This is a genomic window from Methylobacterium sp. E-065 (assembly GCF_022829605.1).
Taxonomy (GTDB): domain Bacteria; phylum Pseudomonadota; class Alphaproteobacteria; order Rhizobiales; family Beijerinckiaceae; genus Methylobacterium.
On sequence record NZ_JAKSYD010000295.1, the window covers coordinates 67,045 to 87,107 of the forward strand.

19 protein-coding genes are annotated in these 20,063 nt (G+C 69.9%); 8 read left to right on the forward strand and 11 right to left on the reverse strand.

Going from position 1 to position 20,063, the window contains the following annotated elements:
- Positions 1-3: 3 nt before the first annotated feature.
- The gene (locus MKK84_RS33570) at positions 4-744 is read left to right on the forward strand and encodes a competence/damage-inducible protein A (RefSeq protein ID WP_243927100.1); all 741 of its coding nucleotides are present in this window, start codon (positions 4-6) and stop codon (positions 742-744) included.
- A gap of 46 nt (positions 745-790) precedes the next feature.
- Complete coding sequence (locus tag MKK84_RS33575) at positions 791-1,660, forward strand: formate/nitrite transporter family protein (RefSeq protein ID WP_243927102.1); 870 nt, start codon at positions 791-793, stop codon at positions 1,658-1,660.
- 10 nt (positions 1,661-1,670) lie between these two features.
- Here the strand turns inward: MKK84_RS33575 and MKK84_RS33580 are convergent, their stop codons facing one another.
- The 8 genes from MKK84_RS33580 to MKK84_RS33615 all read right to left on the reverse strand — a co-directional run bounded on the left by MKK84_RS33580 (position 1,671) and on the right by MKK84_RS33615 (position 7,278).
- A complete protein-coding gene (locus tag MKK84_RS33580) occupies positions 1,671-2,951 on the reverse strand; it encodes an NAD(P)/FAD-dependent oxidoreductase (RefSeq protein WP_243927104.1) in 1,281 nt (426 codons plus the stop codon).
- A gap of 210 nt (positions 2,952-3,161) precedes the next feature.
- Positions 3,162-3,647 (reverse strand): ATP F0F1 synthase subunit B, encoded by a 486-nt coding sequence (locus MKK84_RS33585; RefSeq protein WP_243927229.1) that lies wholly within the window; start codon positions 3,645-3,647, stop codon positions 3,162-3,164.
- 17 nt (positions 3,648-3,664) lie between these two features.
- The gene (locus MKK84_RS33590; protein ID WP_243927105.1) at positions 3,665-4,243 is read right to left on the reverse strand and encodes a F0F1 ATP synthase subunit B'; all 579 of its coding nucleotides are present in this window, start codon (positions 4,241-4,243) and stop codon (positions 3,665-3,667) included.
- A gap of 118 nt (positions 4,244-4,361) precedes the next feature.
- A complete protein-coding gene (locus tag MKK84_RS33595; protein WP_007566773.1) occupies positions 4,362-4,589 on the reverse strand; it encodes a F0F1 ATP synthase subunit C in 228 nt (75 codons plus the stop codon).
- 67 nt (positions 4,590-4,656) lie between these two features.
- Positions 4,657-5,412, reverse strand: a complete 756-nt coding sequence (locus MKK84_RS33600; protein WP_243927107.1) for a F0F1 ATP synthase subunit A — start codon at positions 5,410-5,412, stop codon at positions 4,657-4,659.
- Between the two features lie 72 nt (positions 5,413-5,484).
- Entirely contained in the window at positions 5,485-5,871 is a 387-nt protein-coding gene (locus tag MKK84_RS33605) for an AtpZ/AtpI family protein (protein WP_243927109.1), read from the reverse strand.
- Between the two features lie 189 nt (positions 5,872-6,060).
- The gene (locus tag MKK84_RS33610; protein ID WP_243927111.1) at positions 6,061-6,705 is read right to left on the reverse strand and encodes a DsbA family protein; all 645 of its coding nucleotides are present in this window, start codon (positions 6,703-6,705) and stop codon (positions 6,061-6,063) included.
- A gap of 90 nt (positions 6,706-6,795) precedes the next feature.
- Complete coding sequence (locus tag MKK84_RS33615) at positions 6,796-7,278, reverse strand: DUF721 domain-containing protein (RefSeq protein WP_243927113.1); 483 nt, start codon at positions 7,276-7,278, stop codon at positions 6,796-6,798.
- Between the two features lie 133 nt (positions 7,279-7,411).
- Between MKK84_RS33615 and mutY the strand changes: the two genes are divergently transcribed.
- Positions 7,412-8,755: an A/G-specific adenine glycosylase gene (gene mutY / locus MKK84_RS33620; RefSeq protein WP_243927115.1), complete on the forward strand. Its 1,344-nt coding sequence runs from the start codon at positions 7,412-7,414 to the stop codon at positions 8,753-8,755.
- A gap of 100 nt (positions 8,756-8,855) precedes the next feature.
- Here mutY and MKK84_RS33625 read toward each other — a convergent pair whose 3' ends face one another.
- Complete coding sequence (locus MKK84_RS33625; RefSeq protein WP_279599856.1) at positions 8,856-10,046, reverse strand: site-specific DNA-methyltransferase; 1,191 nt, start codon at positions 10,044-10,046, stop codon at positions 8,856-8,858.
- 585 nt (positions 10,047-10,631) lie between these two features.
- On the opposite strand from MKK84_RS33625, the gene MKK84_RS33630 reads away from it, so the two are divergent.
- The 5 genes from MKK84_RS33630 (at position 10,632) to MKK84_RS33650 (ending at position 15,134) form a co-directional block, all read left to right on the forward strand.
- Positions 10,632-10,982 (forward strand): septal ring lytic transglycosylase RlpA family protein, encoded by a 351-nt coding sequence (locus MKK84_RS33630; protein WP_243927117.1) that lies wholly within the window; start codon positions 10,632-10,634, stop codon positions 10,980-10,982.
- 122 nt (positions 10,983-11,104) lie between these two features.
- Complete coding sequence (locus MKK84_RS33635) at positions 11,105-11,419, forward strand: polyhydroxyalkanoic acid system family protein (RefSeq protein WP_243927119.1); 315 nt, start codon at positions 11,105-11,107, stop codon at positions 11,417-11,419.
- Between the two features lie 80 nt (positions 11,420-11,499).
- Positions 11,500-11,733, forward strand: a complete 234-nt coding sequence (locus MKK84_RS33640; protein WP_243927121.1) for a hypothetical protein — start codon at positions 11,500-11,502, stop codon at positions 11,731-11,733.
- Positions 11,734-11,799: 66 nt separating this feature from the next.
- Positions 11,800-13,602, forward strand: a complete 1,803-nt coding sequence (locus MKK84_RS33645) for an ATP-binding cassette domain-containing protein (RefSeq protein WP_243927123.1) — start codon at positions 11,800-11,802, stop codon at positions 13,600-13,602.
- A gap of 41 nt (positions 13,603-13,643) precedes the next feature.
- Entirely contained in the window at positions 13,644-15,134 is a 1,491-nt protein-coding gene (locus MKK84_RS33650; RefSeq protein WP_243927125.1) for a carboxypeptidase M32, read from the forward strand.
- Positions 15,135-15,251: 117 nt separating this feature from the next.
- Here the strand turns inward: MKK84_RS33650 and MKK84_RS33655 are convergent, their stop codons facing one another.
- Both MKK84_RS33655 and MKK84_RS33660 read right to left on the reverse strand, forming a co-directional pair.
- On the reverse strand, positions 15,252-18,728 hold the full coding sequence (locus MKK84_RS33655; protein ID WP_243927127.1) for a YhaN family protein: 3,477 nt from the start codon (positions 18,726-18,728) through the stop codon (positions 15,252-15,254).
- A 17-nt stretch (positions 18,729-18,745) separates the two neighbouring features.
- Entirely contained in the window at positions 18,746-19,984 is a 1,239-nt protein-coding gene (locus MKK84_RS33660; protein ID WP_243927129.1) for an exonuclease SbcCD subunit D, read from the reverse strand.
- Positions 19,985-20,063: the final 79 nt, after the last annotated feature.

Below are 20,063 nucleotides of genomic sequence, written 5' to 3' on the forward strand. Positions count from 1 at the left end.
CCCATGGACCAGACCACCGAATCCGTCACCGCCGCCATCCTCGTGATCGGCGATGAGATCCTCTCGGGTCGCACCAAGGACAAGAACATCGGCACCATCGCGGACTTCCTCACCGCGGCCGGCATCGATCTCCGCGAGGTGCGGGTCGTGCCGGATGAGGCCGACATGATCGTCGAAGCGGTCAACGCCCTGCGAACCCGTTATACCTATCTGTTCACCACCGGCGGGATCGGCCCGACCCACGACGACATCACGGCGGATTGCGTCGCCCGAGCCTTCGGGGTCGGCATCGATGTCGATGAGCGCGCCCGGGCGATGCTGCTGGAACGGCACAAGCCGGAGGATCTGAACGAAGCCCGCCTGCGCATGGCACGGATCCCGTTCGGCGCCGACCTGATCGCTAACCCGGTCTCGAAGGCGCCAGGCTTCCGGATCGGCAACGTTCACGTGATGGCCGGTGTGCCCGCCATCATGCAGGCCATGCTGGATTCGATCGCCCCGACCCTGCAGGGCGGCGCCGCGATGCTCTCCGAGACGATCGAGGCGGCCGGCCTGCCGGAGGGCAATTACGCCGGCGAACTCGGCCTGATCGCCAAGGAGCGGCCAAAGGTGTCGATCGGTTCGTACCCGGCGATGACACCGGAGGGTTTTCGCAATCGGATCGTCGTGCGCAGTCGGGACTCTGCGGCGCTCGCCGAGGCGCGCGGCGCGGTCGAAGCCTTGCTGGCCCGGCTGTCGGCCTGAATGACGGACCTCCAATCGGGTCGCGTTGCGTCACGGAGCTGAGTGGATGGTGCGGGACAAGGACAAGCGGGCCGATCCGGCGGCCCGCCGCGACGAGTTGCTGAAGGAGGTCTCGGAGATCGGCCGCCCCGATGCCTACGTCCTGCACGAGGTGATCCGGCTGGAAGGCGACGAGGAGTTGCGGCGCAACGGCCTCGCGCTGTTCCTCTCGGCCTTCTCGGCGGGCTTGAGCATCGCCCTGTCCCTGATCGTGCCCGGCGTCCTGCGGACCCACCTGCCCGAGACGGACTGGGCGAAGATCGTGAGCTCCATGGGCTACGCGGTCGGCTTCCTCGTCGTGGTCCTCGGGCGGCAGCAGCTCTTCACCGAGAACACGATCACGCCGGTCCTGCCGCTGCTGCACGACCGTTCCATGAAGACGGCCCTGAGGGTAGTCCGGCTCTGGTCGATCGTCCTGTCGGGCAACATCCTGGGGACGCTCACGATCGCGACGGTGGTGGCCTATTCGGGTGCGTTCGAGCCCCCGGTGCTCAAGGCCTTCGCGGAGATCAGCCACGACGCCATCGCGCACGGATTCTGGGCGACGTTCGTCAAGGCGGTCTTCGCCGGTTGGATGATCGCCCTGATGGTGTGGTTCCTGCCCGCCACGGCCAGCGCGGCACCCTTCGTGATCCTGCTGATGACGTGGCTGGTGGCGCTCTGCAGCCTGGCCCATATCGTGGCCGGCTCCGTGGAGGCCTTCTACCTCGTGGTCACAGGGGCCGCCTCGATGGGCGATTACGGGTTCAAGTTTTTTCTGCCGACGCTGCTCGGCAACACCTTCGGCGGAGCCGCTCTGGTGGCGGTGCTGAATTACGGACAGGTCGCGCCGGAGGTGGAGGAGACCAAGGCGGTCGAGGGCGAACGGCTTGATTAAGGTCTGCCAGTCAGTCGAGCTTCACGGGCGGGCTGATCAGATGATCGAGATCGTCGAGTAGCCACGTCAAGGTCCCGCGGACGGGTCCGTACAGGCCGATCTGATGCTGGCGGTACAGCAGGTCGTGGGTCAGCCGGGCGGACAGCCCGTTCAGGCGACCGCCGCCGAAGGTGTAGCGGCCCAGCGTCCCCCAGCCGTTGAAATCGGCCAGCGAGACGATGGCGCCCTTCTCGACGTAGCGGAATGGCGGCAACTGGGTCGCCACAGTGCCGCCGCGGGACAGCGCGCGTCCGAGATGGCGGGCAAGGTGCTGCGCCTGCTGCCGAGCGGCTTGAGCGGTGGCGGGAACCGGCTTGTCGGTTTGCGGATCGGCGAGGCTGGCGCAATCGCCGAGCGCGATGATCGCCGGATCGCGGGTCGCGCGCAGGTCTGGGCCGACGACGAGCTGTCCGGTCCGTGACCGCTCCAGCCCGTCGAGGCCGGCGAGCACGTCGGGGGCCTTCACGCCGGCCGCCCAGACCTTCAGAACGGCGGAGATGCGGCTTCCATCCTTCAGGGTGAAGCCCGACGCGTCCGCCGCCGTCACCATTGCGCCGGTCCGCACCGCGACGCCGAGGTCCGACAGGGTGCGGGCGGCGGCGCGCGAGACCCGCTCCGGAAAGGCCGGCAACAGGCGCGGCCCGCTTTCGATCAAGGTCAGGCGCAAGCGCTGCGGCAGGTCCGGCGAACCGTAGGCCGAGAGCAGGTTGATGGCGTGTTTCAGCTCGGCAGCGAGTTCGACGCCAGTTGCCCCACCACCCACGATCGCGATCTCCAGCAGGCCGCCGCGATCCAGCCGCGCCAGCAGATGGCATCGGAGCTGATCGTGGAAGTGCTCGGCCTCGGTCAGATCGTCGATGGTCAGGCAATGCTCCGCGACGCCGGGCGTGCCGAAATCATTGGCCCGGCTCCCCATGGCGATGACCAAGAGGTCGTAAGCGAGATCGACCTCCGGCCGCCCCTCGGAGGCTTCGACCGCGAGTTTCGCCCGCTTCGCCGCCCGGTCGATACCAGTCAGGGCCCCGGGCTGGAACCGGAAGCCGTTGCGGTGCGCCTGGGCGAAGAAGTCGACCTTCTGCCGGTCGGCCCGGGCCGTGCCGGCCGCAAAGGTGTGCAGCATCGGCTTCCAGACGTGGGACAGGCTGCGATCGGCGAGGATTACGTCGGCTCGACCGCCGCGCCCGAGGCTCGTGGCCACCTCGATGCCGGCGACGCCGCCGCCGATGATCACGATGCGTGCCTTATCTGGCATACCGTCCCCGTGCTCACACGCTTCGGGAACGTCGTTCACAGCCACGATGTTCGCCGGTGCCGACGGTCTTCGTCATCGCGATTGACAGCGATGCGGCGCAGGCAGGGCGCTCTCAATGAGCGGGGCGCGATGGGCTCTTTCTTGAGAGCCGAAGGCGCTGAACGAAAAAAGCCACCCGAAGGCGGCTTCTCTACGCGGGGATGAACAGGATCAGGACCGCAGGCGCGTCCGGACCTCACCGAGGCTCGCGCGGATCAGGCCCTGAGCGGCCTCGCCCTGCAACCGGTCGCGCAGGATCGTCTCCGACACCTTCACGGCGGCCTCCGCGGCCGCAGCCCGCACCTGGGCTTCGGCTTGCGCCTCGGCCTGGGCGATCTTGACTTCGGCAGCCTTGGTGCGGCGAGCCAGGAAGTCGTCGAGCTTGCGGTGACCCTCTTCGGCGGCGCGCTGCGCCTCCTCACGGGCGCCGGCGACGATCGACTCGGCCTCCTTCTCGGCCTCGGCGCGGCGGCGCTTGTAGTCGGCCAGCACGGCGGCTGCCTCCTCGCGCAGGCGCTTGGCCTCATCGAGTTCGTGGCGGACGCGCTTGGCACGGCCGTCGAGTCCCTTGGTCATCGCCGAGAAGGCACCGGCCTTCCAGGCGATGCCCATGAAGATGACGAACGCGACGGCGACCCAGAATTCGGCTTCGAGCAGCATCGTTGGGGTCCCGTCTAGTGAGCGGTGGCGTCGAGGGCGCGGTCGAGGGTTGCCCGATCGGGCGCCTGACCCGTCAGACGCTCGACGATCGCCGCCGCAGCCTCGCCCGCGATCGAGCGGACATTGCCCATGGCGGCCTCGGTCCGCTGGCGGATCGTCGCTTCGGAAGCAGCGAGCTTCGCGTTCAGCTGCTCCTCCAGCGCCTTGCGCTTGGCATCGGCCTCGGCGGCCAGTTCGTTGCGGGTGGTCTGCGCGATGTCACGCGCCTTGCTCTGGGCGTCCCGCAGCGCGGTCTCGAAGGCGACGCCTGCGGCATCTGCCTCGGTCTTCATGGCCTGCGCCTGATCGAGATCGGCCCGCAGACGCTCCGCGCGGGTGTGCAGGATCGACTGGATCCGCGGCAGCGCGATCTTGTCCATCAGGTAGTAGAGAAGCCCGAAGGCGAGCGCGAGCCAGATCAGCTGCGCCAGGAAGCCGGAGCTCTCGAAGGGCGGGAAGGCGCCGGTATGCCCTTCCGGGTGCTCGACATGGCCCGGCACGACCTGCGTGTCGGCGCCCGGGGGCGGCGTGGTGAGGGGGTTGGGCTGCGCCATGGGACCGCTACACTGACACCGTTCGCTGAAGCCACCGCGATGCGGTGACGGACGAAGGTGGGCGCCCCATCACGGAGCGCCCACCCATTGACCGGGAGGCCGCAGCCTCCGTTGCCGATCAGACGGCGAAGAGCAGCAGCAGCGCGATCAGCAGCGAGAAGATGCCGAGCGCCTCGGTGAGGGCGAAGCCCAGGAGCAGCGTGGCGCGCTGGCCGTCGGCAGCGGACGGGTTGCGAAGAGCGCCGGCGAGGAACTGACCGAACAGGTTGCCGAGGCCGATGCCCGCACCCGCCATGCCGAGGCAAGCGAGGCCGGCGCCGATGTACTTCGCAGCGACGGGATCCATGATAACTCCTGAGGTCTCTTCAGATCGAAACGTGCTTTGACGTTTGCGGCGGGTGGAGCCGGCCGGATTAGTGGCCGGGGTGAAGGGCGTCGTTGAGGTAGATCGCCGTCAGCGTCGCGAAGACGTAGGCCTGCAGCGCCGCAACGAGGAATTCGAGCGCGGTCAGCGCGATCGTCAGGAACAGCGGAAGCGGCGATAGCACGCTCCAGGCGCCCGCGAGAAGAAGCTGAACCACGAAGAACGCGAAGATCTTCATCGCGATGTGGCCGGCCAGCATGTTGGCGAACAGACGGACCGACAGGCTGATCGGGCGCGAGATGAACGAGATGATCTCGATCGGCACCAGGATCGCCAGAAGCGGCTTCGGCACGCCCGACGGCACGAACAGGCCGAAGAAGTGGGTGCCGTGCTTCATCACGCCGAAGATCACCACGGTGCAGATCACCAGCGCGGCCAGCCCGAAGGTGACGATCAGGTGGCTGGTCACCGCGAAGGCGTAGGGGATCATCCCGAACAGGTTCAGGATCAGCACGAACATGAACAGGGAGAACACCAGCGGCATGAACCGCTTGCCGCCGTCGCCGGTGGACTGGTGCAGCGTGTCGGCGATGAATTCGTAGAAGATCTCAGCCAGCGACTGCATCCGGCCCGGGACGATCGAGCGCGACGAGGTCGCCACGATGGTGATCAGCGCGATCACGCCGACGGCGGCGAACATGTACAGGGCGGATTGGGTGAACGCGAGTTGCTGATGGCCGATATGGCCGAGCGATACGAGCGGCTTCAGCTCGAACTGCTCGATCGGGTCGATCGTGACCGCCATTCCCGCTCCCGCCCTTCTTGTCCGACGCACCGGCTCATGCCGGCCGCCTCGATTATCACCGACCGGCGCGCCTTATGGCTCCTGCCGGTCGCGCCGCTCTGGACGCGCGCCGGAGAAACCCGACACCCGCATCACGTTGTAGACCCCCGCGACGAACCCGAGCATCAGAAGGACGATCAAGCCCCAGGGTTTGGTCCCGAAGACATGATCGACGATCCAGCCGAGTACCCCTCCTGCGATCACGCCAGCGACGAACTCGGTCGAGAGCGTCATGGCCTGGCCCAGCGACGAGCCTCCGCCGTTTCGAGGGCGCGTCGAAGGATCGGCAGCAGCCTGCGGCCGCTTCCGTTCGATCTGCATCTCGAGACGTCTGAGCCTCGCGGAGAGTTCGCTGTCCGTCGGCGTCCCCTCGGTCCCGTCTCCGTCCCTTGCCCCGCCCCTCGTGTCGTCGCCGTTCACGGCTCAAAACTCACAGGGCAGGAGGATCCGAAACCGGCTGGACGCCCCCAGCAAGCGGGCGCACCATAGTTTCGCCTATCTTGGGTGTCAAGGCGAAGCCCATACATGGTAAGCCGTTGATTTTAATTTGGTATTCCAGCTCGGACCACAACTCCTGCACGGTGCTTCGCAAGAGCGTCGGCCCGGCCTTCAGGCACCGATGATCGGCTTGATCACCTTCTCCATGCCCTCGACCGTCATCTCGCCGGTGTAGCGCTCGCCGTTGATGAAGAAGGTCGGTGTGGAATCGACCTTGAACACGTCGAGCCCGCGCTGCTTCACGGTGTTGACGGCGCCGTAGATCTTCTGGTCCTTCAGGCAGGCCTCGAAGGTCTGCTTGGTGTAGCCGGCCTGCCGCAGCATCTGCTCCAGCGCATCCACCGGCTTCGGCGTGAAGGCCCAGGCCGCCTGCTGATCGAACAGCAGGTCGGTGATCGGGTAGTACTTCGAATCGCCCTCGCAGCGCGCCAGCATGAAGGCCGCGGTGGCGAGCGGGTCGAGGGGGAACTCGCGCAGCGTGAACCGCACCTTGCCGGTGTCGATGTACCGCTCCTTGAGCGTCGGCCACGTGTTCTTATGGAACGCGGCGCAGTGCGAGCAGGTCATCGAGGCGTACTCGATGATCGTGCACTTCGCATCCGCCGGTCCGAGCCAGACATCGCCGAGCGGGCCCGGCTGCATCAGGGTCGCGAGATCCGCGCCCTGTGCCTGCGCCGAGCGGGACAGGTAGGGCAGGGCGAGGCCGGCGCCGAAGGCGAGGCCGGAGAACTTGAGAGCGTCGCGTCGCGTCGTCATCGGTCAGGCTCCGCCGGATTGATTAGTCTTGGCGTCCCGATGCGGGTACTCGGGCGCGGCCGTCCTGGCAAGGCGACCGAATCGCCTCGCTTATCGATCCGGGCGGGTGGCGACGGCCGCGGTACCGAGGCGGTCGAGGGCCGCGCGCAGGCCGTCATCGGCGATCCCGGCGACCGCCTTCTGGACCTCGACGGCCCGAACGGGATCCACGCGGGTTGGTTTGGCCTGCGTGCCGCTCCGGCCGACCCGATCCTGCTGCAGGACGATCCGCGACACGCAGGCCCAGCCGTAATGTCTGTTGATCCGCTGGATCACCACGGGCGCGAGGTGCTGCAATTCGATGGCGAACACCCCTTCGACGCGCACGACCAGCGTACCGGATTCCGGCGCCTCGCCATCCCGGCGGCGGCGCTTCGGCCATTCGAGCTTGGACGGCCGGCAGTAGCGGGCCAGCCGCTCGCCCACGATCTCGGGCCACGCGGCCAGGATGTCGGTCGAGGCGAAGCCCTGCGCCGCAAAGGCCGGGCCGATGCAACCCTCGATCAGTTCGGCCAGCGGTTTGACGCGCGCCATGGTGGTCCCGGCCCTGTGGATCCGGTGACGTTAGCGCAGGATGGTTGACGAAGGGAGGACGCAGCCGCGCTTTCGCCGCCCTATGATCGCCTCACCCCGCCGGCTATGCAGCGCGGACCCTGTCGATCTGCCCATGCCGCCCCGCACAGCCATGGATCATCAAGCCGGTGCCGGACCGCGCGCCGACGACCTGCTCGTCTGGTACGACCGCCATCGGCGCGCCCTGCCGTGGCGGGCGCTCGCCGGCGAGGTGCCCGATCCGTACCGGGTCTGGCTCTCGGAGGTGATGCTGCAGCAGACCACGATCGCGGCGGTCCGGCCGTATTTCGAGCGCTTCCTAGGGCGCTTTCCCGACGTGTTCGCCCTGGCGGACGCCCCCGAGGAGGCCGTAATGGCGGCCTGGGCCGGGCTCGGCTACTACTCCCGCGCACGCAATCTGCACGCCTGCGCGAAGGCCGTGGCCGCGGGCGGCGGGCGCTTCCCCGATACGGCGGAGGCCTTGCGCAAGCTCCCGGGGATCGGCGCCTATACGGCCGGGGCGATCGCCGCGATCGCCTTCGACCGGCCGGAAGCGGCCGTCGACGGCAATGTCGAGCGGGTCCTCAGCCGCGCCTACGCGGTCGAGGCACCCCTGCCGGGCAGCCGCCCGGAGATCCGGCGACTGACCCAGGCGCTCGTCCCGGACGACAGGCCGGGCGACTTCGCGCAGGCGCTGATGGATCTCGGTGCGACGATCTGCACGCCCAAGCGGCCCGCCTGCGCGCTCTGCCCCTGGATGCTGCCCTGTCGGGCCCGGGGGCTCGGCACGCAGGACACGTTCCCGCGCAAGATCAAGGTCGCCAAGGGTGCGCTGCGCCGCGGCGCGGCCTTCGTGGCGATCCGCAGCGGCGACGAGGGGGTGCTGCTGCGGACGCGGGCGCCGGAGGGACTGCTCGGCAACATGGCCGAACCGCCGGGCAGCGCCTGGGAGCCCGATTACGACGCGGCCGGAGCGCTGCTGGACGCGCCCCTCGACGCCCGCTGGAAGCGCCTGCCGGGACTCGTGCGTCACGGCTTCACGCATTTTCCCCTGGAGCTGACGGTGTTCGTGGCCCGGGTCGCCCTCTCGACGCCCGCGCCGCCCGGCATGCGCTTCACGCCGCGCAACGCCCTCGACGACGAGCCGCTGCCCGGCCTGATGCGCAAGGTTCTGGCCCACGCCTTCGACCCGAAGCCGGAGCCCGAGAAGAAGCCGCGCGGGCGCCCGAAGAAGGACCCGCCGCCGATGCCGCTGCTGGCGGCGATGGAAGCCCCGGTGTCGATGCCGGATCCGGAGCCGCGCCCGCGCATCCGGGCCGTGCCGAAACCCCAGCCGAAGCCGGCGCCTGCACCGCCGCTGGAGGTGGATGATCTGCTGGAGGGGGAGGTCGAGCCACGGATGGCTCCGGCGCCCACCAGGGCGCCGACACGGCGATCAGGTCCGGCTCGGAAACGCTGAGGCAGCGTCCCGGCAAGGGTGGCCGCCAACACGATGCGCGTCGAAAAAACAGCGCCGCGACTTTGCGAGCGTCGCGACGCTCGCAAAGTCGTAAAGGGTCCTATCCGTTCGCCATCGCCTGCCGCAGGCCGGCCCGGTAGCTGTCGATCACCAACGGCTTGCCGCCGCGCTCCACGTGCCAGAAGGTCCAGCCATTGCAGGCCGGCAATCCCTGGACCAGGGCGCCGATCTTGTGAATCGAGCCAATGACGAGGCCGTTGTCGAGCTGGCCGTCCGGACGCACCGTGGCGCGGAAGCGGCGGCGCTCATCGGTCACGATCTCACCGGGACGGATATGCCCCGCCTCGATCACCGACAGGAACGGCACCCGCGGCTCGGCCCGCTTTGTCGGCGCCACCATGAGGGCGGCCTTCGACAGCGGCTCCACGGCGGCGATCCGCGCACGGGCCGCCTCGGCGTAGGTCGTCTCGCGCTCGATGCCGATGAAGCGGCGGCCGAGGCGCTTGGCGACGGCGCCCGTGGTGCCGGTGCCGAAGAAGGGATCGAGCACCACGTCGCCGGGATTGGTCGCCGCGAGCAGGGTGCGGGCCAGCAGGGCCTCGGGCTTCTGGGTCGGGTGGACCTTGTGGCCCTCCGTATCCTTCAGCCGCTCCTCGCCGGTGCAGAGCGGGATGAACCAGTCCGAGCGCATCTGGAGGTCTTCATTCCCCCCTTTGAGCGCGTCGTAATGGAAGGTGTAGCCCTTCGACTCCGCCGAGCGCGAGGCCCAGATCAAGGTCTCGTGGGCGTTGGTGAAGCGCTTGCCGCGGAAATTCGGCATCGGGTTGGCCTTGCGCCAGACGATGTCGTTGAGGATCCAGTAACCGAGATCCTGCAACGCGCTCCCGACCCGGAAGATGTTGTGGTATGACCCGATCACCCAAAGGGTTGCGTTCGGCTTCATCACGCGGCGGCAGGCCGCGAGCCAGTCCCGGGTGAAGGCGTCGTAGGCCTCGAAGGTCGCGAATTTGTCCCAGTCGTCGTCGACGGCGTCGACACGGCTCTGGTCGGGACGCAGCAGGCCGGCATCGCCGAGCTGCAGGTTGTAGGGCGGGTCGGCGAACACGCAGTCGACGCTCGACGCCGGCAGGCTGTTCATGGCTGCGATACAATCCCCGATCAGCACTTGATCGAGGGGCAGAGAACGCTGGGCGGGTACGAGACCCATCCGTGGCGCCGACGCGGGCCGCCCGGCACGCGAGACCTGTTTCCGGGCGACGACGTCGGCAGCCACGGTACGCGGGGAAGCCATGGCAAACACCGGTTACGCGACTGACCGGCAGACCATGACCCGAACAGGGTAAAGGACGCGTTTTCGAATTTCGTCGGCCCGCGTCCCGTTCTGGGGCTGCAGTTTTTGCCGAGCACAATGTCCGGCCCATCCCGCGAAAGATTAAGCTTCGGTTACAGCGCGCGCACGACGCCCTTTGAGCCGCGAAAGGCTGGCTCGTCTGCGCTTGCCCCGCCGTTCGGGCCCGCTGTTCTTCTGGACCAGCCCGGCATGACAATCACCGCCGCGATCGCACCGCTGGCGCGCGCCGTCTCCATCTCAGCGGGACGCAGGGTCACGGCCAGCGCAGGGCTTAGGAACGACGACCTATTTTCGAGGCCGGCGGCACGACATCCATAGTTCTTTCCGCCACCCAGGGACGACTACGCACTATTTCATCCGCAACAAGCAGCGAAATAAACTGTCACACTAGGGCATGTAATCGTGCTGATCAGCACGAAATCGGCCAAAATGTGACGTGAATCGGTTGCGAAAACCTGCCTTATTCCGGACGATTTCTGACACGACTGGCGCCGCCCCGATAACAACAAAGGGAATGCGGTGAGAATGTCGTTTGGTTTCGGTAAGCTCGTTGTCTCGCTTGGAATGCTGACCACCGTCGTCGGAACAACCCTCCCGGCCACCGCGCAGAGCGGAGGGGCCTCCTGGTACGGAAGCGGTCACCGCACCGCGAATGGTGAGCGTTTCAACCCCAACGGTCTGACCGCCGCCCATCGCAGCCTGCCGTTCGGCACCCGCGTCCGCGTCGAGAACACCCGGACCGGCCGCTCGGTGGTGGTTCGCATCAACGATCGCGGGCCCTTCGTGCATGGCCGCATCATCGATCTGTCGCGCGGATCGGCCCGTGCCCTGGGCATGGGCGGCACGACCTACGTGTCGCTGCACGTCCTGAACTGATCCCAACGCGCCTGTAGCGCCGGGCCGCCTCCGTCCCGACAGGGCGAGGCGGCCCCCGGGGGCGTTGTCTGAGGCGGCCTGAGGCCCCATCTGCTGCCGGGTTCAGCTCGGATCAGCCTACCATGCCCAAGCCCCTCATCGTCGACATCCCGCACGACCTCGGCCGCGACGAGGCCAAGCGGCGCCTTGAGCACGGCACCGATCAGGCGCGCGCCTTCCTGGCCAAGAGCGGCATCAGCGTCGACCAGCTCGCCTGGACGGGGGATCGCCTCGATTTCGGCGTCTCCGCGGTCGCACAGAAGATCGCCGGCACGATCGACGTGGGCCCCGAGAGCGTCCGGCTCGAGGTCAAGCTGCCCTTCCTGCTCGCCCTGTTCGCCGAGAAGATCCAGAAGGTGGCGAGCAAGGAGGGCAATCTCCTGCTGACCAAGAAGTAGCGGTCCGGAACCGGATCGGCCGGACCTTGTTTCCGCCGGAACGACGCCGAGATGCAGCGTCGGCAGCGCGGAGGATCCCAGTGTCCGATTTCACCCTCGCCGATCCGGGGCCGATCCCCGAGGTCCCGCAGCAGCCCGGCCCCGGACCGGAGCGGCCTTACGAGCCCCCGCAGGCGCCGACCCAGCCGCCCGGGCCGGAGATCCCCGGCAACACCCCCGCCGAGGCCCCGGGCATTCAGCCGCCGGAGATTCCGGTGAACGATCCGGGCGTGCCGGAGATCAGCCCCCCGGGTCCGGCAAACCCCGTCGCCTGACCGGAGGATCGGAGAGAGGCGGGGGCGGGTTTGAACGGACCGACGCACACTGCCATAAGCCGGCGCATGGCCGCTCCCCCGCTTCTGACTCTCCAAGACGTCGCGCTGACCTTCGGTGGCACGCCGCTGATCACCCGCGGCGAGATCGCCATCGCACCCGGCGAGCGAACCTGCCTCGTTGGACGCAACGGGTCCGGCAAGTCGACGCTGATGAAGATCGCCGCGGGCCTGGTCGAGCTCGACAAGGGCCGCCGCTTCGTGCAGCCCGGCACCACGATCCGCTACCTCGCGCAGGAGCCGGATTTTTCCGGCTTTGCCACTACGATGGATTTCGTCGAGTCCGGCCTGCCTCCCGGGGAATCGACCCATCGGGCCCGCTACCTGCTGGAGAGCCTCGGACTGACGGGTGAGGAAGACCCCACGAAGCTTTCGGGCGGGGAGGGGCGGCGCACCGCGCTCGCCCAGGCGCTCGCCCCGGAGCCGGACGTGCTGCTCCTCGACGAGCCCACCAACCACCTCGACCTTCCGGCGATCGAGTGGCTCGAATCGGAACTCCGGTCCACCCGCGCCGCGCTCGTGCTGATCAGCCACGATCGGCGCTTCCTTTCGGCCCTGTCGCGGGCGACGATCTGGCTCGACCGCGGCGAGACCCGCCGGATCGACCAGGGCTTTTCAGGTTTCGAGGCGTGGCGCGATGCCTTCTTCGAGGAGGAGGAGCGCGACCAGCACAAGCTCGACCGCAAGATCGTCGCCGAGGAGCATTGGCTGCGCTACGGCGTCACCGCGCGGCGCAAGCGCAACGTCCGGCGTCTCGGCAACCTGCACGAGCTGCGCCAGAGCCGCCGCGAGGTACGCCGTCCGGTCGGCAGCGTCAGCATGCAGGCCTCGGACGCCGAATCCTCCGGCAGCCTCGTGGTCGAGGCCCGCGACATCGCGAAATCCTACGGTGAACGCAAAATCGTGGACGGCCTGTCGCTCCGGGTGATGCGTGGCGACCGGCTCGGCATCGTCGGGGCGAACGGCGCCGGCAAGTCGACGCTGATCAACCTCCTGATGGGGCGGCTGGAGCCCGATGCCGGTCAGGTCGTGCTCGGCACCAACCTGATGCCGGTGGTGCTCGATCAGGCCCGGGCCGTGCTCGAACCAGGAATGACCGTCACCGACGTGCTGACCGGCGGCCGCGGCGACAGCGTCACGGTGAACGGCCAGAGCCGCCACGTGATCGGCTATCTGAAGGACTTCCTGTTCAGCCCCGAGCAGGCGCGCACGCCGGTCTCGGTGCTGTCGGGCGGCGAGCGCAACCGGCTGCTGATCGCCCGCGCCCTGGCCCAGCCCGCGAACCTCCTCGTCCTCGACGAGCCGACCAACGACCTCGACCTCGAGACCCTCGACCTGCTGCAGGAGATGCTCGGCGACTACCAGGGCACGCTGATCCTGGTGAGCCACGACCGCGACTTCCTCGACCGGGTGGCCGGCAGCGTCCTGGTTTCCGAGGGCGCGGGCCGCTGGGTCGAGTATGCCGGCGGCTACAGCGACATGCTGGTCCAGCGCGGGCAGGGCGTCGAGGCGCGGGCCGCGGCGCCGAAGGCGAAGGAGTCGCGCGAACGATCGGCGAACCCGGCGGCGCAGCCAGCGGGCAAGCCCAAGCTCGGCTTTAACGAGCAGCACGAATTGAAGACGCTGCCCGCCCGGATGCAGAAGCTGGAAGCGGCGATCGGCCAGCTCAAGACGATCCTGGCCGACCCCGACCTCTATGCCCGCGACCCCGCCCGCTTCGACAAGGCCTCGACCATGCTGGCGCAGGCCGAGACCGAGCTGTCGCAGGCGGAGGACCGCTGGCTGGAGCTGGAGATGCTGCAGGCGGGGTGAGTCCCGCAACCGCCTGCACGATGGACCGGACCGGAGACCGCATGACCGCCTACCAGACCCTCGAACAGCGCTTCGCCCGCCTCGCCGCCCTCGAAGGGGCCGCAGGCATCCTCGGCTGGGATGCGCAGACCCTGATGCCGGACGGCGCCGCGTCGGCGCGGGGTGACCAGCTCGCGATCCTGCGCGGCCTCGCCCACGCGATGCTGACCGAGCCCGAGGCGGCCGGGGATCTCGACGCGGCCGAGCGCGAAGGCGGCCTCGAAGCCTGGTCCGCCGCCAACCTGCGCGAGATGCGCCGCGCGCAGGCCCACGCCACAGCGGTCCCGCGCGACCTCGTCGAGGCGAGTTCCCGTGCGGTCTCCCGCTCCGAGATGGTCTGGCGCGAGGCGCGCCGCGACGCGGACTTCGCCAAGCTGGAGCCCCACCTCGCCGAAGTGCTGCGGCTCCAACGCGAGATCGGCCAGGCCAAGGGCGCAGCCCTCGGGCTCGACCCCTACGATGCGTTGCTCGACAGCTACGATCCGGGCATGCGCCGGGCGACGATCGACCCGCTCTTCTCCGATCTGACTTCGTGGCTGCCGGGGCTGATCGCCCAGGCCCGGGAGATCCAGGCCGGCCGCCCGGCGCCGGTGCCGCTGACCGGCCCGTTCGACGTGGCGGTGCAGCGCGCCCTCGGCCTCAAGCTGATGGAGGCGGTGGGGTTCGACTTCACCCGGGGTCGGCTCGACATCAGCCTCCACCCGTTCTGCGGCGGCGCCACCGACGACGTGCGGATCACCACCCGCTACGACGAGGCCGATTTCGGCCGCGCGCTGATGGGTGTGCTGCACGAGACCGGCCACGCCCTCTACGAGCAGGGCCGGCCGGGCTCCTGGCGCAACCAGCCGGTGGGCGCGGCTCGGGGCATGAGCCTGCACGAGAGCCAGTCGCTCATCGTCGAGATGCAGGCCTGTCGGAGCCGGGAGTTCTTCACCTTCCTGGCGCCTCTGCTGCGGGAGGCGTTCGGGCGCACGGGGCCGGAATGGTCTCCGGAGAACCTGCACGCGCTCAACACCCAGGTCGCGCCGGGCTTCATCCGGGTCGATGCCGACGAGGCGACCTACCCGGCGCACATCCTCCTGCGCTACCGGCTGGAGACCGCGATGATCGCGGGCGATCTCGCGGTGCGGGATCTGCCGGGGGCATTCAACGACGGAATGCGGGAGTTGCTGGGTCTCACGGTCCCGGACGACCGGATGGGCTGCCTGCAGGACATCCACTGGCCGAGTGGCGCGTTCGGCTATTTCCCGACCTACACGCTGGGCGCGCTCGCGGCCGCCCAGCTGTTCCGGGCTGCCCGGGCGGCCGAGCCGGCGCTGCCAAGCTGCCTGGCGCAGGGCGATTTCGCGCCGCTGCGGCGCTGGCTGCGTGCGAATGTGCATGAGGTCGGCAGCCTGCTCGACACCGACGCGCTGCTGACCCGCGCCACGGGGGCGCCGCTCGGCACGGCGGCGTTCCGGACGCATCTGGAGGCGCGGTATCTCGGGGCGTGATGGGTCGGCGGGCTTTCGTAGGAGGAGGCCTGGAGCGGCCTTTGCGTCTCTCCCTGCCCACAAACGGGGAGGGGGATCCGCGGAGACAACCAATCCTGAGCGATTGAAGCCCGCTCCCTACAAAGCCACCACATCCACCGCGTCCCCCAGCCGCGCACGGGCGATCTCAGCCACGTGGCGGTGGTGGGTGAACAGGATCGGCTGCACCGCAGCGCCGATCTCGGCGAGCGCGTCGAGGCCGTACCCGGTTCGCGCCTCGTCGAACGTCGAAAAAAGATCGTCGCCGATGAACGGCGCCGGCTCGGCGCGCGAAGCGTAATCCTCCAGATAGGCGAGCCGCAGGGCGAGGTAGAGCTGATCGCGGGTGCCCTCGCTCATGCCCTCGATGCCGACCCATCCGCCCCCGCTGCGCTGCCCGGCGAGCTTCGGGGTATCGGCCTCGTCGAAGGTCTGGGCGAGGCCCGAGAAGGCGCCGCCGGTAAGCGACCGGAACAGCGCCCCGGCTCGGGCCACCAGGGGATCCTGCTGCCCCGACCGGTGCCGGGCCACCGCCTGACCGAGCATCAGCCCGGCCAGCCGCAGCACCGCCCAGGAACGGGCCGCCGCCTGCAGATCGGCCTCCGCGGCTTTGCGCTCGGCGAGCGCCAGTTCGGCCCCGGTCCCGCCCTCCAGCTCTGCCCGCCGCCGCTCGGCCCTGTCACGGTCGGAAAAAATCACCCGGCCGCGCTCCTCCAGCTCCTCGGCCTCCAGGGCAAGCCGGGCCAGCTCGGCCTCGATCGCCTCGGGCGGCAGCGCCTCGAGCCCGGTGCGCAGCTCCGCCTCCGGCAGCCCATCCGACGCGCCCGCGAGGCTGACACGCAGCCGCTCCAGCTCGGCACGGAGCGCCTCCCGGGCGCTGAGACGGCCGAACAGCGCTTCGAGTTCCGGCATCGACGCATCGCTTTGGTCCGGCATCCGTGCGGCGACGTGGCGGGTCAGCGCCGCGCGCGCGGTCGTCAACGCGTCGGCGGCGGCACGACCGGCTGCGGCGGCCTCGTCCAACCGCCGGTCGAGTTCGACCCGCCGGGCCTCGTGGGCCTGGGCGGCGACGAGCCGGCCGTGGAGGGCGCGGATCGCCGCCGTGGGGCCGGCCTCCACGAGATCGGGGGCGAGCGCTTCGACAAGAGCCGCAGCGGCATTCCGGAACGTCTCCATGTCGCGCCGGATGCCGGTGGCCCGTCGGGTCAGCGCGGCGCGCTCGGTGAGCCGTTCGGGGACCGCCCGCCACGCCTCCAGGGCGCTCTCGGCCTCCTCGGGCCGGGCCGAGGCGTCGAGGCCGATGAGCCGCAGCGCCGCGCTCCACTCACTCTGCCACCCCGCTCGGCGGTTCTCCGTCTCGGCCCGGGCAGCGTCCAGCCGCTCGGCCGCGGCGCGCGCGGCGCGCAGGAGCCCGCCGGTCTGTAGGCTGGCCTCCCAGCGGCTGGTCAGCGTGGCGAGGCGCGCTTCGAGCCGTTCGAGAGCCGGCCCGACCTCGATCCCGGGCGAGGCGTCGAGCCCGGCTCTGGCACTCAGTTCGGCGAGAGGCGCCCGGGCGGCCTCGATCGCGGCGCGGGTCTCGTCGAGCCGGAGCCGGTCACCCGAGAGCCGCTGCTCGGCCTCGACCAGGTCCTCGACCTCCGCGAGCCACGCCGCCATCTCGACCGGCGACGCGGGGGTGATGCCGGTCCCCCCCCAAGCCGCGCGCCACGCGGCCTCGCCCTCGGCGATCTGGGCCTCGATCCCGGAGAGCTCATGCAGGGCGCCGGCGAGAGTCTCCTCCTCGGCGGCGAGGCGGTCGAGGTCGGCCGCGTGGGCCGCGACCCGGGCGGCGTCGTCGGCGCGCGCATCGGCCAAGCGGTCCGCGTCGAGCCGCGCACGTTCGTAAGCCGCGATCTCGGCGGACTCCAGCATGCGCCCCGACTCGAGGGCTCTGCGCAGCGGCGCGAAGGCCGCGTCGCGCGCCTCCCGAAGCGCCGCGACGCGCTCCCGGGTGGCGATCGGCTGGCCGGCCGCGCGCTCGCGCAGCCGGTCCCGGGTGGCCTTCACCTGACGCTGCGCCGCGTCGCGGTGGTCGGCGGCCCGCTCCCGCTCGCGGGCCTTCCCGTCGAGAAGCACACGATAGCCCGCCACCGCCTCCGGGTGGGGCAGGGGCGTCCGGACAAGGACGGCGATATCCGAGATGGCCGGCGCCATCCGGGCCGCCTGATTGCGCAGCAGCGCCGTCTCGTGCCGGATGTTGGCGCTGAGGCTGTCGTGCGCGGCAATCCGCTCGTGAAGGCGCGCCAGGGGCTTCAGCGCCTCGCGGAGCGGGGTCGGATCGCGGGTTGCGCCCGCCGCCTCGATCTCCCCGGCCAGACGGTCGCGCTCAGTGAGCGCCGCCGCGTGATCGCGGGATAGCTGGTCCTCGGCGGCCGCGAGTGTCCTGTGGTCCCGGATCAGCCGGTCGATCCGGGCCCGGGCGGCGTCGGTCGGCTGGCCGGCCTCCAGGGCCGCGAGGTCGGCAAGGCCGATCCGGGCGCGCAGCCGTTCGAGATCCAGGTCGACCTTATGGATCTCACCCTCGATCCGGGGCAGGTCGGTGCCGCCCTTCTCGAATTCCTTGGTGCCACTGAAAACCGCCAGGATCTCGTCGGCCCGGAGCGTCAGGCCCGGCTCGACGGGCACCGCCTCCGCGTCGTCCCGGGCGCGGGCGACGGCGGAGCCGGCCCGTTCGGCTTCGGCCTCCGCGGCGCGACACGCCGCAAGGGCCATACCGAGGCGGTCGATCCAGGCAGGATCGGCATCGACCAAGCCATCCTCGGCCCCGATGCGCTGCGCCAGGGCATCGATCTCGGACAGGATCGGCCGGACCCGCTTGAACCGCTCCAGCCGCGCGCGCGCGACTGCCAAATCCTTCTGGCCGTCGCGGAGGGTTTCGAGCTGGCCGGCCGCGGCCGCGATCTCGTCGTTCAGGGCACGCCAATCCGTCGCGCGCAGGCTCGTCTCGCGGATCGTCCGGCGGGCATTGTCGTGGCGTTCCAGCGCTTGGTAGAAGGTCCGGTGCTTGGCCTTGTGAGGCGTGAAGATCGCGTCCGCCTCCCCCTCCAGGTCAGCGTGCAGCTCCGTAAGCCCGCGCAGGCCGGAACCCGCCGCGAACAGGCTCGCCCCGACCTCGCCCTCGACATCGACCATCTCGCGCCCGCCCGCCCGCAGGTTCGCTGCGTCGAGGCCGAAGGCGCGGCAGAACACGGTCCGCGAGATGCCGCCGACGAACGGTGCCAGGGCGTCGTCGGGGATCGGCGCCTCGGCGGCGTCGATCAGGGTGCGGGTGTTGCCCTTCCGGCGGCGGAAGCTCAGCCGGCGCCCGTCCGCGGCGACGATCTCGGCGCCCAGGCGCAGCAGGGGCATGTCGTGCTGGAAGGCGTACGGGGTGGATTTCCCGAAGCCGAACAGCAGGTCGGTGACGGCCGCGAGCGCCGTGCTCTTGCCGGCCTCGTTGGCACCCAGCACCACGTGCAGGCGCGCATCCGGCCGGAAGGCGATCGTGCGGTCCGTAAAGGCGCCGTAGCGCTCCAGGGCGAGGTGGATCAGGCGCATCGGGGCTCTCGATCCACTTAGCAGTGCCGGCCGGTGAGACGGCCGAGGATCAGCGCCTCGGCCTCGGCGCAGAGGGCATCGAACTCGGCCTCCAGATCCGCCTCGGCAGCGACCGGAGCGGGTAGACGGCCACGGATCTGCGCGAGGGCGGCCCCGGCCCGGGTCCGGAATTCCGGATCGCGGTCGAGATCCGCCATCAGGGCGGCCGGGTCGATCGCGGCACCGGAGGACTCGACTGCGGCCGGCGGCCGACGCGTCGCGATCTTCAGGCGCTCCAGCCAGAGATCCTCGTGCAGCCGGTGGGCCGCGGCCTGGATCTCGGCCGTCACGCCGTCCCGGTCGGCAGCGAGCGCGTCGTGGGCCTTCGTGGTGCCGGTCAGGTGGACGCGCACCAGGACCAAGCGGCCCGCCGCCGCGTCCGCCAGCGGCCGCAGGGCCGCCTCGGCCGCCTCGATCGCGCTGCGGGTATCGGCGGCGTCGGAGAGATCCACCGACACCTGCTCGAACCGCGCGCGGTCGAGGGCGAGGCGGGTGAGACCGGTCACCCGTCCGTCGGACACAGCGACCAGGACGGCGCCCTTCTGACCGCATTCGCGGATGCTGCGGCCCTGGAGATTGCCGGGGAACACGATCCAGGGATCCCGGGACAGCTCGGCATACTCGTGGATATGGCCGAGCGCCCAGTAATCGTAGCCCCGGGCCTGGAGGTCGGCGATCGAGCAGGGGGCGTAGGTTTCATGGCCCGCATGGCCCGTGCAGGAGGTATGGAGAATCCCGAGGTTGAACCAGCCCGGCAGGGCCTCCGGGTAGGTCAGCGACAGGTTTTCCGGGACGGCCCGGTTCTCGAAGCTGCGGCCATGCAGGGCGACGCGCAACGCTTCGATGCGGTGAGTGCCGGCGCGTTTGGCCTCGAAGACGTGGACCGAGGGGGGCAGGGTGATCGACTTGGTGATCACGCTCTCGGCGTCGTGGTTGCCGCGGACCAGGATGGTCGGGATGCCGGCCCGGTCGAGGCGGGCCACCTGCCGGGCGAAGAACAGGCCTATCGTGTTGTCGGCCCAGTCGCCGTCGTAGACGTCGCCGGCCACGACCACGAAGGCGACCTGCCGCTCGATCGCCTGCGTGACCAGATCCTCGAAGGCGTGCCGCCCGGCCGCGGCGAGGCGGCGGGCGAGATCCGCGTCGCGGGTCGCCAGGCTCGACAGCGGCGAGCCGAGATGCAGATCGGCCGCGTGGATGAAGCTGAAGCCCGACATCGACCTCCGGGAGGATCGTGGGAACGGTTGGCTGCGCGCGCGGAAGCGCCGCCGTGACCGCGCTCATAGGCTGCCGGCG

Excerpts from the sequence above, each read along its gene's own strand:
- MKK84_RS33570 (WP_243927100.1), top strand. The coding sequence starts at position 4 with ATGGACCAGACCACCGAATCCGTCACCGCCGCCATCCTCGTGATCGGC.
- MKK84_RS33575 (WP_243927102.1), top strand. The coding sequence starts at position 791 with ATGGTGCGGGACAAGGACAAGCGGGCCGATCCGGCGGCCCGCCGCGAC.
- MKK84_RS33580 (WP_243927104.1), bottom strand. The coding sequence starts at position 2,951 with ATGCCAGATAAGGCACGCATCGTGATCATCGGCGGCGGCGTCGCCGGC.
- MKK84_RS33590 (WP_243927105.1), bottom strand. The coding sequence starts at position 4,243 with ATGGCGCAGCCCAACCCCCTCACCACGCCGCCCCCGGGCGCCGACACG.
- MKK84_RS33595 (WP_007566773.1), bottom strand. The coding sequence starts at position 4,589 with ATGGATCCCGTCGCTGCGAAGTACATCGGCGCCGGCCTCGCTTGCCTC.
- MKK84_RS33600 (WP_243927107.1), bottom strand. The coding sequence starts at position 5,412 with ATGGCGGTCACGATCGACCCGATCGAGCAGTTCGAGCTGAAGCCGCTC.
- MKK84_RS33610 (WP_243927111.1), bottom strand. The coding sequence starts at position 6,705 with ATGACGACGCGACGCGACGCTCTCAAGTTCTCCGGCCTCGCCTTCGGC.
- MKK84_RS33615 (WP_243927113.1), bottom strand. The coding sequence starts at position 7,278 with ATGGCGCGCGTCAAACCGCTGGCCGAACTGATCGAGGGTTGCATCGGC.
- mutY (WP_243927115.1), top strand. The coding sequence starts at position 7,412 with ATGCCGCCCCGCACAGCCATGGATCATCAAGCCGGTGCCGGACCGCGC.
- MKK84_RS33625 (WP_279599856.1), bottom strand. The coding sequence starts at position 10,046 with ATGGCTTCCCCGCGTACCGTGGCTGCCGACGTCGTCGCCCGGAAACAG.
- MKK84_RS33630 (WP_243927117.1), top strand. The coding sequence starts at position 10,632 with ATGTCGTTTGGTTTCGGTAAGCTCGTTGTCTCGCTTGGAATGCTGACC.
- MKK84_RS33635 (WP_243927119.1), top strand. The coding sequence starts at position 11,105 with ATGCCCAAGCCCCTCATCGTCGACATCCCGCACGACCTCGGCCGCGAC.
- MKK84_RS33645 (WP_243927123.1), top strand. The coding sequence starts at position 11,800 with ATGGCCGCTCCCCCGCTTCTGACTCTCCAAGACGTCGCGCTGACCTTC.
- MKK84_RS33650 (WP_243927125.1), top strand. The coding sequence starts at position 13,644 with ATGACCGCCTACCAGACCCTCGAACAGCGCTTCGCCCGCCTCGCCGCC.
- MKK84_RS33655 (WP_243927127.1), bottom strand. The coding sequence starts at position 18,728 with ATGCGCCTGATCCACCTCGCCCTGGAGCGCTACGGCGCCTTTACGGAC.
- MKK84_RS33660 (WP_243927129.1), bottom strand. The coding sequence starts at position 19,984 with ATGTCGGGCTTCAGCTTCATCCACGCGGCCGATCTGCATCTCGGCTCG.